At 72.1% G+C, this 14,901-nt stretch carries 12 protein-coding genes and 3 pseudogenes; 7 read left to right on the top strand and 8 right to left on the bottom strand.

The genetic code is table 11. The features are described 5' to 3' along the window. Window positions 1-441, bottom strand: a pseudogene (locus ABD224_RS10455) (hypothetical protein); the annotation flags it as partial. A 274-nt stretch (window positions 442-715) separates the two neighbouring features. Here ABD224_RS10455 and ABD224_RS10450 point away from each other — a divergent pair. Then, entirely contained in the window at window positions 716-1,918 is a 1,203-nt protein-coding gene (locus tag ABD224_RS10450) for an amino acid deaminase/aldolase (RefSeq protein ID WP_344049127.1), read from the top strand. A 39-nt stretch (window positions 1,919-1,957) separates the two neighbouring features. On the opposite strand, the gene ABD224_RS10445 is transcribed toward ABD224_RS10450, so the two are convergent. Continuing rightward, complete coding sequence (locus tag ABD224_RS10445) at window positions 1,958-2,878, bottom strand: DUF2510 domain-containing protein (protein ID WP_344049126.1); 921 nt, start codon at window positions 2,876-2,878, stop codon at window positions 1,958-1,960. 202 nt (window positions 2,879-3,080) lie between these two features. Between ABD224_RS10445 and ABD224_RS10440 the strand changes: the two genes are divergently transcribed. Next, a complete protein-coding gene (locus ABD224_RS10440) occupies window positions 3,081-3,800 on the top strand; it encodes a gamma-glutamyl-gamma-aminobutyrate hydrolase family protein (protein WP_344049125.1) in 720 nt (239 codons plus the stop codon). 26 nt (window positions 3,801-3,826) lie between these two features. Here ABD224_RS10440 and ABD224_RS10435 read toward each other — a convergent pair. From ABD224_RS10435 to ABD224_RS10410, 6 genes and pseudogenes are all read right to left on the bottom strand, one after another. Next, window positions 3,827-4,048 (bottom strand): annotated as a pseudogene (locus ABD224_RS10435) (LysR family transcriptional regulator); the annotation flags it as partial. Between the two features lie 80 nt (window positions 4,049-4,128). Beyond that, complete coding sequence (locus tag ABD224_RS10430; protein ID WP_344049124.1) at window positions 4,129-4,848, bottom strand: helical backbone metal receptor; 720 nt, start codon at window positions 4,846-4,848, stop codon at window positions 4,129-4,131. After that, window positions 4,848-5,414 carry a helix-turn-helix domain-containing protein gene (locus ABD224_RS10425; RefSeq protein ID WP_344049123.1) on the bottom strand — a complete coding sequence of 189 codons (567 nt, stop codon included), beginning with the start codon at window positions 5,412-5,414 and terminating at the stop codon, window positions 4,848-4,850. The genes ABD224_RS10430 and ABD224_RS10425 overlap by 1 nt, the downstream gene beginning before the upstream one ends. A 369-nt stretch (window positions 5,415-5,783) precedes the next feature. Beyond that, window positions 5,784-7,607: pseudogene (locus ABD224_RS10420) on the bottom strand (ABC transporter permease/substrate binding protein); the annotation flags it as partial. Further along, window positions 7,600-8,688: a quaternary amine ABC transporter ATP-binding protein gene (locus tag ABD224_RS10415; protein WP_344049122.1), complete on the bottom strand. Its 1,089-nt coding sequence runs from the start codon at window positions 8,686-8,688 to the stop codon at window positions 7,600-7,602. The gene ABD224_RS10415 and the pseudogene ABD224_RS10420, both read right to left, overlap by 8 nt. A 575-nt stretch (window positions 8,689-9,263) precedes the next feature. Beyond that, on the bottom strand, window positions 9,264-10,511 hold the full coding sequence (locus ABD224_RS10410) for an NsdA family TPR-like regulatory protein (protein ID WP_067394954.1): 1,248 nt from the start codon (window positions 10,509-10,511) through the stop codon (window positions 9,264-9,266). A 410-nt stretch (window positions 10,512-10,921) separates the two neighbouring features. Between ABD224_RS10410 and ABD224_RS10405 the strand changes: the two genes are divergently transcribed. The 5 genes from ABD224_RS10405 to ABD224_RS10385 all read left to right on the top strand — a co-directional run bounded on the left by ABD224_RS10405 (window position 10,922) and on the right by ABD224_RS10385 (window position 14,850). Next, window positions 10,922-11,413: a DUF7848 domain-containing protein gene (locus ABD224_RS10405; protein WP_201450862.1), complete on the top strand. Its 492-nt coding sequence runs from the start codon at window positions 10,922-10,924 to the stop codon at window positions 11,411-11,413. 212 nt (window positions 11,414-11,625) lie between these two features. Next, window positions 11,626-12,525: a radical SAM/SPASM domain-containing protein gene (locus ABD224_RS10400; protein WP_344049121.1), complete on the top strand. Its 900-nt coding sequence runs from the start codon at window positions 11,626-11,628 to the stop codon at window positions 12,523-12,525. A gap of 26 nt (window positions 12,526-12,551) precedes the next feature. Beyond that, window positions 12,552-12,899 (top strand): hypothetical protein, encoded by a 348-nt coding sequence (locus ABD224_RS10395; protein ID WP_344049120.1) that lies wholly within the window; start codon window positions 12,552-12,554, stop codon window positions 12,897-12,899. Between the two features lie 123 nt (window positions 12,900-13,022). Beyond that, window positions 13,023-13,952 carry a 5'-3' exonuclease gene (locus ABD224_RS10390; protein WP_344049119.1) on the top strand — a complete coding sequence of 310 codons (930 nt, stop codon included), beginning with the start codon at window positions 13,023-13,025 and terminating at the stop codon, window positions 13,950-13,952. Between the two features lie 52 nt (window positions 13,953-14,004). Beyond that, entirely contained in the window at window positions 14,005-14,850 is an 846-nt protein-coding gene (locus ABD224_RS10385) for a siderophore-interacting protein (protein WP_344049118.1), read from the top strand. Window positions 14,851-14,901 lie beyond the last annotated feature (51 nt).

Below are 14,901 nucleotides of genomic sequence, written 5' to 3'. Positions count from 1 at the left end.
CCTGCCCGCGGCCCCTGCGGACGCCGCGCCCTCGGCGGCGTCCCGGCCGCCCGGTGTCCCCCGGCCGGCCGCGGGCGGCGTCTGCGCGGACCGGGCCGGGCTCTTTCCTCCGCTTCCTCCGCTTTCTCCGCTTCCTCCGTTTCCCTCGCTTCTCCCGCCGTCCGCGGTCATCTCCCGGCCGGCCGCCGACGGGCCGTCCGGGAGGCGGGACGGGGGCGGGAGGCGGAAGTCCGGGAAGCGGGGACGGGTGACGCCGGTGCGGAGCAACGGGATGGTGGCGTCGCGTCCCGTGCCCCAGGGGTCCGCCGCCGGTGTGCCGTGGGGCGGCGCATTCCGCTCGGCGCCCCTTTCAGGGGTCTCGGCGGTGCCGCCGTCGACGCCGTCCCCCGCAGGCCGCGCCGACCGTGGGGGGACGGGGGTGTGCCGCGCTTCCGTGCTCATGCACCCCCCGCTTTCCTCATGCCCGGGCCTTTCCGGGCGCGGCCGTCTCGTTGCCCCGCCCGGCGCGGACTCGTCGTCACCGGGCACGCATACCCGTACGGGCGAACCGTCATCCCGGCTCAACTCCGCGACCAAGATCACTGGACGTTTCCGCCGTACGTGCGCGTCACTCTACGGGGTGCTTTCCCCTGAGGGGGAATCAGTCCACGAGCTCGGGGGATCTGCCCGGAACATCCCCCTACCCTGCGGTAATCCGGTCTGGCAGGCTGCGGGCATGACTGCGCGCGCCGCCGATCGGGCCCGTTACGACCGGGCCACCGCCCATCTGGACGCTCCCCTCGCGATCGTGGACCTGGACGCCTTCGACGCCAACGCGGACGACCTCGTCCGCCGGGCCGGCGGCAAGCCGGTCCGGGTCGCCAGCAAGTCCGTGCGCTGCCGTGCCCTGCTGGAACGCGTCCTCGCGAAGGAGGGCTTCGCGGGCGTCATGTCCTTCACCCTCGCCGAGTCCCTGTGGCTGGCCCGCTCCGGCTTCGACGACATCCTGCTCGCCTATCCCTCCACCGACCGCTCCGGCTATGCCGAGCTCACCGCCGATCCCAAGCTCGCCCGTGCCGTCACGGTGACGATCGACGACCCGGCACAGCTCGACCTCATCGACGCCTCGCGCGAGGGAGGGCGCGAAGTCGTCCGGGTGTGCCTGGAGTTGGACACCTCGCTGAAGCTGCTCGGCGGGCGCGTGCGCATCGGCGCCCGCCGCTCCCCGCTGCACTCCCCCGCCCAGATCGCCGATCTGGCCCGTGCGGTGGCCCGGCGGCCGGGGTTCGCACTGGTGGGGGTCATGGCGTACGAGGGTCATGTCGCGGGCGTGGGCGACGCGGTCGCCGGGCGGCCCCTGCGTTCGCGCGCGATCCGGCTGATGCAGGCCGCCGCGCGCCGGGAGCTGGCCGAGCGGCGGGCCGCGGCGGTGCGCGCGGTACGGGCCGTGGCACCGGAGCTGGAGTTCGTCAACGGCGGCGGCACGGGCAGCGTGCAGTACACCGCGGCGGAGGACGCGGTCACCGAGGTCGCCGCGGGCTCCGGCCTGTACGTCCCGCGGCTCTTCGACCACTACACGTCCTTCCGCGGCCGTCCGGCGGCCCTGTTCGCCCAGCCCGTCGTGCGGCGCCCCGGCGTCGGGGTCGTGACGGTCCTCGGCGGCGGCTACCCGGCCTCCGGCCCGGCCGGCCGGGACCGGCTGCCGGTGCCGTATCTGCCCCAGGGGCTGCGCTACGACCCCCAGGAGGGCCCCGGTGAGGTGCAGACCCCGCTGATCGGTCCGCCCGCCGACGACCTGCTGATCGGCGACAAGGTGTGGTTCCGGCACGCGAAGGCCGGGGAGCTGTGCGAGCGGTTCGACGTCCTGCACCTGGTCGAGGGCGACCGGGTGACGGCGACCGTACCGACGTACCGGGGCGAGGGACGCACCTTTCTGTAGACCGCCTCCGCGGACCGCCCCGGCGGCCCGCCGGACGGCTCAGCCCGGCGGGCCGATGCTGCTGCCCACCCCGCCTCCGGTCGCGGCGTCGCCGAGGGGCCGTATGCCCCTGATGATCCTGTCCATGTCGGACAGGGGCGGGCCGTCCGGACCGGCGTCGAAGACGAGGCGCACGACGACCGGCGCCTCGGTGCCGGTGCTGGACGGGAAGGCCACGGACTGGACGTAACCCCCGGGGCCCTTCGCGGTGTCGACCCGCCAGCGCACGAAGTAGCCCGCGCGTCCCGCGACCGCGATCTGGCCGGAGGCCACGGTCCGGTGGGAGGTGATCCCGCCGTAGAGACGCTGGCCGGCCGCGTTCTCGTCGTACGCCTGCTCGGCCGCCTCCTCGATGTCGCGCCGGGCCAGGGCCTCCGGGGACGTCCCCTCGGCCACGGCCGGGGTGCGCGTGATGACCAGGCCGTGCCGGCACAGGCCCGTCCCGGCGGGGCAGTCGTAGGTGCCCCGGGTGGTCAGGACGACGTCGTCCTGAGCGGCGTACGGCGGTTTCTCCCAGCCGTCGAGGACCGGCAGGGTGATGCCGTTCAGCTGGTCGACGACGACGGACGGGTCGTCGGAGGCGGAGGCGGCCGGGGACGGCGTGTCCGTGGAGGGACCGGTGCTCACAGACGGGGCGGAAGGGGCGGTGGGCGCGGTCCTCGCCTTGCCGCCGCTGCCGTCGTCGCGGCCCAGCACCACCACGCCCGTCACGACCGCGGCGACCAGGACGGCCCCGGCGGCGACGAGGGCGACGGCCTTCGCGCGGGCCGGGCCCCTGCCGGAAGGCGGCGGGGCGGCGGGCGGCCCGGACGGCTCTCCGGGGGCGCTGCGGTGCTCGGTCCAGGCCGTGCCGTCCCACCAGCGCCACTGGTGGGGGGCCGTCGGATCGGGATACCAGCCGGGCGGAGGGGTCGTACTCACCCCGGCACTGTAGGACGCGGCCGTGGATCTTGTCGCAAGGATTCCGGAGGATTCCTGGCCAGGACTCCCGAGGATGCCGGAGGATGCCGGGGAGCAGTGCAAGACGCCTCGAGAACGGTGAAGGGCGGCCGGGAGCGGTGAGGAAGATCGAAGGACGGCAAAGGGCGGGACGTGCGGGCCGTCGCCCGCTGGGGAGGGCCGTGTGACGGGACGACCGCTCATCGGGATCAGTACGTATCTGGAGCCGGGGACGCGCTGGGGCGTGTGGGAGATGGAGACCGCGCTGCTGCCGGTGGGCTATCCGCGGCTGGTGCAGCGGGCGGGCGGGATCGCCGTGATGCTGCCGCCGGACGAGCCGGAGCGGGCGGCGGCGGCCGTGGCCCGGCTCGACGGGCTGGTGATCACGGGCGGCCCGGACGTCGAGCCGGTGCGCTACGGCGCCGAGCCCGACCCGCGGACGGGGCCGCCGTGCCGTGTCCGGGACGCCTGGGAGCTGGCCCTGATCGAGGCCGCCCTGGCCGCGCGCCTTCCGCTGCTCGGCATCTGCCGCGGCATGCAGCTGCTGAACGTCGCCCTGGGCGGCACCCTGGTCCAGCACATCGACGGCCATGCCGAGGTGACCGGTGTCTTCGGCGCTCACACGGTCAAGCCGGTCCCCGGCACCCGCTGTGCCGAGGCCGTACCGGAGGAGACGACCGTCCCGACCTATCACCACCAGGCCGTCGACCGCCTCGGTGAGGGGCTGATCGCGTCGGCGTACGCGGCGGACGGCACGGTGGAGGCCGTGGAACTCCCCGGGCACTGGGTGCTGGGCGTGCAGTGGCATCCGGAGATGGGCGAGGACGTACGGGTCATGCGGGAGCTGGTACGGGCGGCCGGCTCCTTCGGTGCGGCCGGTGCTTCCGGTGCTTCCGGTGCATAGGCCCTTGTCCCGGACGGGTTCCGGCCTCAGCTCTTTCCCGACCGTGTCAGGGACGGCGGCTCACGGGCCGGTCCCACCGGGCGGTGGCCCGCCGGGCGGACCGCCCGCAGATCGTGTCCGAGGGCGACGCCGTCCACCGGGACGGTCACGAGCCGGCGCGGGGACAGTTCCTCGCCGACCGCGAGTCCGCTGAGCACCGCCGGTCCGGCGCCGCTGACCGCGGCGGCCTTCACCGCCGTCGTGGCGGACCCGCGCCCCGCGGACGGGACGCGGGGAAGCCCGATGACGCGGTCGCTGCGGCCCGCGGGGTGCGCACGCGTGGGCCGGTTCAGCGGCCTGCCGCTCGCAGCGCCTCGCCCAGCACGCGCGGAGCCTGCGCCAGCGACGGCCCGTACCACGTCAGATGCCGTCCGTCGACCAGGGCGCAGGGCAGTCCGGGGAAGGCCTCGGGGCCGTCGTCGGCGGTGAAGCGGTACGGCTCGTCCGGCAGGACGACCACGTCCGGGGCCGCCGCCCGCAGCTCTTCCAGCGGGATGCGCGGATAGCGCTCGCGGTGGTGGGCGTAGAGGTGGTCGACGCCCAGGCGGGCCAGGAGGTCGCCGGCGAAGGTGTCCCGGCCCAGCACCATCCAGGGCCGCCGCCAGACCGGCACCACGGCGGTCGTACGGCGCCGGGGCACGGGCAGGGCCGCCCAGGCCGCCTCGGCCTCGTCCAGCCACCGGGGGCGGCGCACCGCGCCGCAGGCGTGCAGCACCCGCGCCAGTTCCCCGAAGGCCTGCGGCAGGGTCCGGACCTCGGTCACCAGCACCTCGAGGCCGGCCGCGCGCAGGGCGTCGAGGTCGGGGGCGCGGTTCTCCTCCTCGTTGGCGATCACCAGGTCGGGAGCGAGCGCGACGATCCGGTCGATCTTGGGGTTCTTGGTGCCGCCGACACGGGTGACGTCGAGGTCCGCCGGGTGGCTGCACCAGTCGGTGGCGCCGGCCAGCACTCCGGGCAGGGACACCGCCACCGCCTCGGTGAGCGAGGGCACCAGGGAGACGACCCGCATCAGCGCGCCCGGTCCTGCACGGCCTCGATGTGCTCCGCGACCGCGACCACGATCAGCCGTGTCTCCGGCACGGTTGCCCGCCAGCGGTGGCGGACCCCTCCGGTGAGGTACATGGTGTCGCCGCGCACCAGCCGGTAGGCGCGGCCCTCGGCCTCGACCTCCACCGCTCCGTCGGCGACGTACATCAGCTCGTCGTTGCGGTGCTGGAACTCCCGGCCGGTGTCGTGGTCACCGGTGTACTCCGAGGCGTGCAGCTGGTGGTGGCCGCGCACCAGGGAGCGCATCCGGGGCTCGGGGCCCAGCTCGGTGGTGTCGGCGCGGACGACGTCGACGCTGCACGCCGGGTCGGCCGCCGCGAGCAGTTCCACGGCGGTGGTGCGCAGCGCGTCGGCGACCTTCTCCAGGGAGCTGGTGCTGGGGCGGGCCCGGTCGTTCTCGATCTGGCTCAGGAACGGCACCGACAGGCCACTGCGGTCGGCCACGACGGCGAGGGTGAGACCCAGCGCGCGGCGCCGACGCCGTACGGCCGCGCCCACTCGAAGGGGCTGCTCTTTGTGGTCGCCCATCGCTCCGGCTCCCTCCTTCGCTCGTCGGTCCACTGCTTCCGGGGCCGCTGCCCGTGGGCCCGGCCGCGGGTGCACTCCTTCTGAGGAGTTCTCTGCACCCTACGCATGTTCGGCAAACAGTTTCATCCGGCCGCTGCATCCCTGTCAGGATCGCGCGGGCCCCGAAGGGGCGGGAACGGCTCCCCGTGGTTGGCCTGATTCCGCCCGTGACCACGGGTGAGGGGCGGGCTCCGTCCCCCTGGGCCGGGGAGGGCCCGCCCCTCGGGCGGTGTCCGGTGCCGGGTCACCTCACGGCCGTCCACCGGCGGACGACGGCCGGGTACCCGTCCCGTTCCGGCGCTACTCCATGTGCGCGGCGCTGTGGTCGCCGGCCCCCTTGGCGGAGGAGCCGGCCGGTATCGGGGCCAGCTTGTCGACGACCTCCGGGTTCTCCTTCAGCCAGGTGCGCACGGCGTCCTGCTGCCGGCCCTTGCCCGCCTTGTTGATCTCGGACTCGAGGCTGGTGAGCTGCTTCTCGCTCATCCTGAAGTTCTTCAGCCAGCCGCTGACGACCGGGGCGTCGTCGCTGAAGCCCTTGCGGGCCAGCGTGTGCACACCGTCACCGGTGCCCCAGGAGCCCTTGGGGTCCTTCAGCTTCTTCAGCTCGTAGTCGCTGTACGCCCAGTGCGGCGACCAGAGCGTGACGACGACGGGTTCCTTCTTGTTGTAGGCGCGCTTGAGCTCGGCCAGCATCGCGGGCGTGGAGCTGTCGACGACCTTGTACTCCTTGTCCAGGCCGTAGTCCTTGAGGACCTTGTCCTTGAGCAGGCCCATCATGCCGGCGCTGGACTCGATGCCGGTGATCCTCCCGCCGAAGAGGGACGCCTTGCCCTTGAGGTCCTCCAGCGAGTCGACGTCCTTCAGGTACGCGGGGACGGTCAGCTCCAGGGAGGTCGGGCCGTACCAGGAGCCGAGGTCCTCGAGCTTCCTGCCGTACTTCTTCCAGTACTGCTCATGGGTGACCGGCAGCCAGGCGTCGGTCTGGACGTCGACGCTGCCCTGGGCGAGCGCGGTGTAGAGGGGCCCCGCCTCGAACTGCTGGACCTTGACCTCGTAGCCGCGCCGCTCGAGGATCTCCTTCCACAGGAAGGTGGAGGCGACGCCCTCGTCCCACGGGATGTACCCGATGGTGATCTTCTTGCCCTTGCCGACATCGCCGTCGGAGGCGGTGGTCGCGCTGTCGCCGTTGCCGCCGAGGATGCCCAGGCCGCCCGACACGAGGGCGAGGATCACCACGCCGATGACGGCGATCTGCGGCTGCGGCCGGTAGGACCAGGTCCTCAGGCCCTTGGCCGCCGCCCGTGCCTTGGCGGCGGCGCGCCGGCCGAGCGGGGAGACCTCGGTGCCCAGGGCGCTGGTCATGCGGTCCAGGTAGATCGCGAGGATCACGATGGCGACACCGGACTCGGCGCCGAGGCCCACGTTGAGCTGGCCGATGGCCTCGTTGACGTCGCCGCCGAGGCCGCCGGTGCCGACCATGCCGGCGATCGCGGCCATGGACAGGCCGAGCATGATCACCTGGTTGACGCCGGCCATGACGGTGGGCAGGGCCAGCGGCAGCTGGACGCGCAGCAGCGTGTTGCGGGGCGTGGTGCCGAACGCCTCGGCCGCCTCCACCAGCTCCTTGTCGACCTGGCGGATGCCCAGCTCGGTCATGCGCACGCCGGGCGCGAGGGCGAAGATCAGGGTGGCGACGATGCCCGCGGGGGCGCCCGTGCCGAAGAACAGGATGGCCGGGATGAGGTAGACCATCGCCGGCAGCGTCTGCATGAAGTCCAGGACCGGCCGGACGAAGGAGCTGACCCGGTCGGAGCGGGCCGCCCAGATGCCGACCGGCACCGAGATCACCAGGGCGGTGATCGTGGCGACCAGGACCAGCGCCAGGGTCACCATCGCGTTGGACCACAGCCCCATGGAGTCGATGAAGGCGAATCCCGCGAAGGCGAGCAGACCGGCCAGGGTGCCGCGCAGCCACCAGGCGAGCACGGCGAGGATGCCGGCGAGCAGCAGCGGCTGCGGAGCCTGGAGGACGGCGTTGATCCCGCCGTAGAAGCCGGTGAGGACGGCCTTGCAGAAATCGAAGAGCCAGGCCATGTGGTCGAGCAGCCAGTCGACCGTGGAGTTGACCCAGTCGCCGAGCGGAATCCTAGGCACGGGCCACCTCCTTCTCGCCGCCCTTGTCCCGCGGTGCGTCGCAGCTCACCGGGGTGGTCTCCCCGTCGCCGAGGAAGCCGACGAGCCGCCTGCGCCGGACGACGCCGACGAGTTCCCGGTCCTCGTTCAGCACGGCGACGGGATGGGGGACGCGGGCGCTGATCGCGCACAGCTCGGTGAACGGGGTCTGCGGGGTGGCGGTGTCGCAGCCGCAGTCGGCCTCGTCGCCGCGCACCCCGCGGTCCATGACCGCCTCCGCGGTCAGCACCCGGGAGCGGTCCACGTCCTGGGTGAAGGAGGCGACGTAGTCGTCGGCGGGGCGCAGCAGGATGTCCTCCGCGGTCCCGATCTGCACGATGCGGCCGGCGCGCATGACGGCGATCCGGTCGCCCAGGCGCATGGCCTCGTTGAGGTCGTGGGTGATGAAGACGATGGTCTTCTTCAGGGTCTTCTGCAGCTGGAGCAGCTGGTCCTGCATGTCGCGGCGGATCAGCGGGTCCAGGGCGCTGAAGGACTCGTCCATCAGCAGCAGGTCGGCGTCGGTGGCCAGGGCGCGGGCCAGGCCCACACGCTGCTGCATACCGCCGGAGAGCTCGTCGGGCCAGGACTTCTCCCAGCCGGCCAGGCCGCACAGGGCGAGCGCCTCGTCGGCGCGACGCTCGCGCTCGGCGCGGGGCACGCCCTGCACTTCCAGTCCGTAGGCGGCGTTCTCACGGACGCTGCGGTGCGGAAAGAGCGCGAAGCGCTGGAAGACCATGCTGATCTTCTTGGAACGGACCTCGCGCAGCTCACGGTCGCTGAGCGCGGTCAGATCCTGGCCGTCGAAGCTGACGGTGCCGGCGGTCGGCTCGAGCAGTCCGTTCAGCATGCGCAGAAGCGTGGACTTGCCGGATCCGGACAGACCCATGACGACGAAGATCTGGCCGGGTTCCACGGTGAAGGAGGCGTCGATCACGGCGGCGGTGGTTCCCTCCGCCCGCAGGTCCTCGCGGTCGGCGCCCCGCCGTAGTCTCTCCACTGCCTCGTCCGGTCGTCGGCCGAACACCTTGAACAGGTGCCGGGCCTCAAGTCGGGAAGACACACTCATCCTCTTGTCTCGGGGCCAAGAACGGGATGCGGAGAGGTGCCGACCGTCACGGAAAGCGACCTCCCCGCCATCCGGGCCGCGCCTTCCCAGACCTTTTTGACTCAAACCAAACGTGATCCGGTTCACAGATCCCCGCATCTCCCACCCGGAGCGCCCGCTGTGTCCTGTTTGACGACGACGCGTGCCCTGTCGGCGCCGTGCGGCATGATGCGTGCCGTGACCGGACAACTGATGCTTCTCGACACCGCCTCGCCGGCCTGAACGTCGTCACCGCCGTCCACGCCCGCGTCGGCTTCGGCTTCCTCCACCCGGAGACCAACGCCAAGGTCGGTGCAGCACTCACCTGACGAAACGATCCCCCGCCCCCTCCGCCTCCACAGGCGGGCGGTGTCCGTCGACCAGGAAGGAGCTCACCGCCAGCTCACCGCACCCGGCGGGCGGAAGGCGGCCTGGGACGCCGCATGGCTCGCCGCCCGCCGGAACGTCATCGGCGCCTGATCCGCATCGGCCCTCGTGCCCTGATGCAGCCGACCATGACGCGAGGGCCGTTTCCGTGTCCCAGCGGGACGTCAGTCGTAGGCCCGGAGCGCGGCGACGAGTTCCCGTGCTTCCTTCGCGCCGCGTCGCATGAGGACGGCGGCCACGGTGTGCAGTTCGTTCCATGAGTGGGGGCGTCCGATGTCGGCGGCGTCGGGTACCGCCGCCAGTGCGACGGAGGCGGCCTGCGCTGCCTCGCCGGCCTCGGCCAGGGCATGTGCCAGACAAGCCCGGTACCACGTCTTGTCACGGCGATAGTCGTCGGACAGCGCGGCCAGGCCGACGGTGAGACGGGTGATGGCCACCTTCCAGTCGCGCAGATGCAGCGCGGCCATGCCTCGCTGCAAGGTGAACCATGTCTCGCCGTAGAAGTACATCCACGGCGGTTCATCCTCCGGGTGCTGCGCCGCGCGGCCGATGAGTTCCTGCGCTTCGTCCAACAGCCGCTCGGCGTCGTCGGCGTCGCCGTTGAGCGCGTGCCCTCGGGCGGCCATCTGCGCGGCCATGCCCTGAACCCCGAGCGACGTTCCCGGTGCCGACCAGCGGGCAGCCTCCGCCAGTCGCACACATCGGTCTCCGCGACCGCCGGACCACGCCATGTGCGCCTTCATGCTGAGCGTCGTCGCCGCCATGTTGGTGTCACCGGCTTCCAACGCCCACTCGTGGCTGCGGTCGTACCAGGCGAGAGCAGCGGCAGTCTGCCCTTGGTCCTGCGCCATCCACGCCAGGAACTGCGCGTGCTCGGACGCCAGACGCACCACCCGATCCGCCAACGGGCCTCGTGCACCGCCATACAGGTCCACCACTGTCCGGAGCTGCTGCCGTATCAAGCCCACCAGCGGCCGTGACCCGATCTCGTCCTCGGCGCGGCGATGTTCCGCCAGCAGCCGGTCGAACCAGTCGAGCGTGACGGCGTCCACCCGGTGCTCGCCGTCCACCACGCTCGTCACACGCGCCAGCAGATCATCGTCCGGCCCTGGACCGGGTACGGCGAGCGCGGGCACCGGCGAGCCGGCGCGGGGCCGGTCAGTCGCCAGTAAGTGCTCCGGGATGCGAAGCCCGTCCACGATGCGTTGCCGTACCTCGACCGAGGTGACGCGACGTCGACCGCGCTCGATGGTGGACACCTCGGGCTGTATGAGGCCGACGCGTTCACCGAGCTTCGTCTGGCTGAGTCCGGTGAGCTGTCGGTAGGTGCGGAAGACCGCACCCCAGTCCTCGGTGGCGACCGCCGAGACCAGCTTCGGATGGGACCACAAGTCCGCCCGGGTTTCCCCCATACGTCAAATATAGGGCGCATCTATAGGGCCTTGACATGGTCTTGAGCGGGAATGGACGCGAGGGTCTTCGTGAAAGGACCCCGCGACCGTGCGACCGGCCCGGGGCATGGCCACCAATCCGGCGTGGAAGTTGACGACATGTTCCCCATTGCAGCGCGGCTGCTTCATCCGCTGTTGCGGTTACTGCTTCACCTGACGGACCGCCGTCGGACAACGGAATCGGCCCCGTCCCCTGCAACGCTCCCGGCTCGCTGCCGCCCGCGTGTGCCTGCGCTGGGCGGTGGCGAAGCCATCGGACTCGTCCAGCCGTACGTCATCGCCCGCGAGCGCAGCGCAGAACGCGAACGGAAACGCCGGCGCGCCGGTCTCGTGATGGCGCCGCAGGGTATCCGCCTGCCGAAGGGAGTCGCGTGAGGACCCGCCCCCGCCTGCTGCCATGGTCCGAGAACGGCAAGCCAGCCTACCTGCACACCAACGACCCGACGAGCGTCCTGTCGCGACTGGCCGACCAGATGGAGGAGGGCCAGCTCGCCATTGGGGACAACGTGCTGACCACCTCGATGACGGTGCTCGAAGTCCCGGAGGCCACGACCACGGAGCTGCGGTTCGCGGCGGTTCGGCTGCGCGAGTGTCTGGTCGATGCGCTGCGGGTCGCGCGGCGCCCGGCTGCCCTACGTCGGCCTAGACGACGAGGACGGCGAAGACGACGAGTGACCCACTCGGTCGTGCAGTTCGTCAACCGCACGATCCGCCACGCCCTGGAGGGCGGCGTCACGTTCGAGGCGTTCTGCGCATCCGGCTGTGACGAGGCATCCGGCCCGCAGGACGACCAGAACACCACCCAGGACCGGTGCCCGCGCCACACCGTTCGGCACCGGGCACGACTGACGCCGACGCGCTGAGGACACCGAGTTCCAGCAGACCGGACGTCGACGCTCCCGACCGGACAGGCCCGGAGAGGCACACGCGCCACTCCCGTCCGAACCGCCCCTTCGCCGGGGTGCCGCTGCCCGTGCAGTGGTGAGGGCGCCGCCACCGCCCACTCGTGCCCTGCCCCGTGGGGCACGGGCGGGGCTGCTCAGACGACCTTCCGACACCCGTAAGGAGACACGGGATGACCCTTGCCGAAAACCCCCTCAAGTTCGCCTGGCTGGAGGTCACCGGCTTGTGCAACGAGCTGTGCGATCACTGCTATGCGGACTCCTCCCCCAAAGGAACGCACGGCACGATGACCGTCCGGGACTGGTTGCGCGTCATCTCGGAACTCGCCGACATGGGCGCGCTCGACGTTCAGTTCATCGGCGGGGAGCCGACCCTGTACCCCTCCCTCCCGGCGCTCATCAGGCACGCCCGGACGGTCGGCCTGGGAGTCGAGGTCTTCTCCAACATGACTCACATCCGAGCCGAGCTGTGGGACGTCTTCCGTGAATGCGAGGTCAAGCTCGCCACGTCGTACTACTCCGACAACGCGGAGGACCACGACGCCGTGACCAAGCTGCGCGGCTCCCACAAGCGGACACGCGCCAACATCGAAAAGGCGCTGAGCCTCGGCATCCCGCTGCGGGGCGGAGTCGTCGCCGTCCGGCCGGGACAGCGCGTCCACGAAGCAGCGCAGGACCTGCTGGCCCTCGGTGTGGAACAGGTCGGCGAGGACCGTACGCGGGCGTTCGGCCGGGGCAGCCGGGGAGCGGCGCCGACCATCGCCGATCTGTGCGGGCACTGCGCACACGAGAAGTGCGCCATCGGCCCGACCGGTGATGTGTGGCCGTGCGTGCTGGGCCGCTTCCTGAAGATCGGAAACGTCCAGGAATCCCCGATGCCCGACATCTGGGGCGGGCTGCGCATGGGGGAAGTGCTGGCCGATATCCGCGCGGTCCTCGGCGACGGCGCGCAGTTTTGCACGCCGCCGCAATTCCTGCCCATGTGCGGCCCCTGCTCGCCGTGCGTTCCCTCGGTCGGGCACTGCGACCCCCGGGAGGCGGACGGCGCCGCTACGATCGCCGCAACGGCTTGACCCGCCGAGATCACCGGGGAGCACACATGGACGATCACGGGGACGACTTCGGCCCTTGGGGCTGGGAGACCACGGCGACGGCCGTTCAGCGGACCGAGGAGGAATGGGCGACGATCGCCCGCTACATCCGGCACGCGGCGAACAAGCTCGGTCCGCAGCTCCCGCTGTGTCTTCCCGGGGAACCGCAGGAGTGCGGTCGCCCCGCTCAGCAGCACGTGCTGGCCTGGTCCGCGCATCTCAAGGCCGTGGCTCACCACCTGATCGAGCAGTCCACCCCGAGTGAGGCCAGGGGCGCCCACGCGGCCGGACCGCTGTACCAGCGGCGGCTGGCCGAGCTGCGCGCCCGGTCCGCCCAGGTGCACACTCCGCGCTGACCGGCGGTCCGTTCTTCGAACGCCCCATCCGCTTTCCGTACCCCATGACGAGCGGGCGGGGCCCACGCCGCTCCGTGGGCGTTGTCGCACGAGAGGCAACCTCGTCAGTGGCATGCTGGGCGCATGTCGACGCGCCCCGAAAAATATCTTTTGCTTGACACTCCGTCCTTGTATTTCCGTGCCTACTTCGGCGTCCCCGAGTCGCTCAGGGCTCCGGACGGCACGCCGGTGAACGCCGTGCGCGGGCTGCTCGACTTCATCGACCGGCTGGTCGGGGACCACCGGCCCGACCATCTGGTGGCCTGCATGGACGCCGACTGGCGGCCGGCGTGGCGGGTGGAGCTGATCCCCTCCTACAAGGCGCACCGGGTCGCCGAGGAGCACGAGGGCGGTCCGGACGAGGAGGAAGTGCCCGACACCCTCTCCCCTCAGGTCCCGGTGATCGAGTCCGTGCTGGACGCCATCGGCATCGCGCGCGTGGGCGTCGCGGGGTACGAGGCGGACGATGTGATCGGCACCTTCACGGCACGGGCGAAGGGCCCGGTCGACATCGTCACCGGGGACCGGGACCTGTACCAGCTGGTGGACGACGCGCGCGGGGTGCGTGTGCTGTATCCGGTCAAGGGCGTGGGCACGCTGCGGATCACCGACGAGGCGGTGCTGCGGGAGAAGTATGGGGTCGACGGCCGCGGGTACGCGGATCTGGCGCTGCTGCGCGGCGACCCGAGCGACGGGCTGCCGGGGGTGCCCGGCATCGGGGAGAAGACGGCGGCCAGGCTGCTCGCCGAGTTCGGCGACCTGGCCGGGATCATGGCGGCCGTCGACGACCCGGCGTCCAGGCTCACGCCGTCGCAGCGGAAGCGGCTCGACGCGGCGAGGCCGTATCTCGCGGTGGCGCCGAAGGTCGTGCGCGTGGCCACCGATGTCCCGCTGCCGGACGTCGACACGGCGCTGCCGCGCACCCCGCGCGATCCGGCGGCGGTCGAGGAGCTGGGCGCCCGCTGGGGGCTGGGAGGCTCCCTGCGGCGGCTGCTCGCCACCCTGGAAGCGTGAGGACTGCCATAATAGGTTAGGCAAACCTAAGCAACAAGGCAGGGAGGCCGCCATGGCAGTTCGCCCGGCGCGCACGTCGTACAGGACCCACACCGCGCAGGTCGTCCGCACCGAACGGCTGACCCCGCGCATGCAGCGTGTGGTGCTCGGCGGCGACGGCCTGGCGGACTTCTCGGCCGGCACCTGCACGGACCACTATGTGAAGCTGCTGTTCCCGGTCGAGGGGGTCGCCTGTCCCGAGCCCTTCGACATGCGGCGGATCCGTGAGGAGCTCCCGCGCGAGCAGTGGCCGAGGATGCGGACGTACACCGTGCGGGCCTGGGATCCCGAGCACCGCGAGCTGACCCTGGACTTCGTGGTCCACGGCGACGAGGGTCTGGCCGGTCCCTGGGCGCTGCGCGCGCGTCCGGGCGACACCCTGCGCTTCCTGGGCCCCGGCGGCGCCTACGCCCCCGACGTGAGCGCCGACTGGCATCTGTTCGCCGGTGACGAGAGCGCCCTGCCGGCGATCGCCCGCTCCCTGGAGGCCCTGCCCGAGGGTGTCACGGCCCACGCCTTCGTCGAGGTCGCCGGTCCCGAGGAGGAGCAGAAGATCGACTCCGATGTGGAGGTGGTCTGGCTGCACCGCGGACGGCGGCCGGTCGGCCGGGCGCTGGTGGAGGCCGTCCGCGCGCTGGACTTCCCCGAGGGCCGTGTGCACGCGTTCGTGCACGGCGAGGCCGGCTTCGTCAAGGAACTGCGCCGCCTGCTGCGCGTCGAGCACGCCGTGCCCCGCGAGGACCTGTCCGTCTCCGGCTACTGGCGCCTCGGCCACGACGAGGACGGCTGGCGGGCCTCCAAGGCCGAGTGGAAGGCCCGCATCGAGGCCGAACAGGAGGGCGCGGCCCGGGCCGCGTGAGCCACGGCGGGGCAAAGGGCGCCAGGGGCGTCCCGCGGGACGGCGGGCCGG

The sequence above is a fragment of the Streptomyces thermoalcalitolerans genome (assembly GCF_039525155.1).
GTDB lineage: Bacteria > Actinomycetota > Actinomycetes > Streptomycetales > Streptomycetaceae > Streptomyces > Streptomyces thermovulgaris.
This window is presented reverse-complemented; position numbering and strand designations above follow the sequence as displayed.

What these genes read in the sequence shown, in the direction of transcription:
- ABD224_RS10450 (WP_344049127.1), top strand. Translation starts at nt 716, where the DNA reads ATGACTGCGCGCGCCGCCGATCGGGCCCGTTACGACCGGGCCACCGCC.
- ABD224_RS10430 (WP_344049124.1), bottom strand. Translation starts at nt 4,848, where the DNA reads ATGCGGGTCGTCTCCCTGGTGCCCTCGCTCACCGAGGCGGTGGCGGTG.
- ABD224_RS10425 (WP_344049123.1), bottom strand. Translation starts at nt 5,414, where the DNA reads ATGGGCGACCACAAAGAGCAGCCCCTTCGAGTGGGCGCGGCCGTACGG.
- ABD224_RS10410 (WP_067394954.1), bottom strand. Translation starts at nt 10,511, where the DNA reads ATGGGGGAAACCCGGGCGGACTTGTGGTCCCATCCGAAGCTGGTCTCG.
- ABD224_RS10400 (WP_344049121.1), top strand. Translation starts at nt 11,626, where the DNA reads ATGACCCTTGCCGAAAACCCCCTCAAGTTCGCCTGGCTGGAGGTCACC.
- ABD224_RS10395 (WP_344049120.1), top strand. Translation starts at nt 12,552, where the DNA reads ATGGACGATCACGGGGACGACTTCGGCCCTTGGGGCTGGGAGACCACG.
- ABD224_RS10390 (WP_344049119.1), top strand. Translation starts at nt 13,023, where the DNA reads ATGTCGACGCGCCCCGAAAAATATCTTTTGCTTGACACTCCGTCCTTG.
- ABD224_RS10385 (WP_344049118.1), top strand. Translation starts at nt 14,005, where the DNA reads ATGGCAGTTCGCCCGGCGCGCACGTCGTACAGGACCCACACCGCGCAG.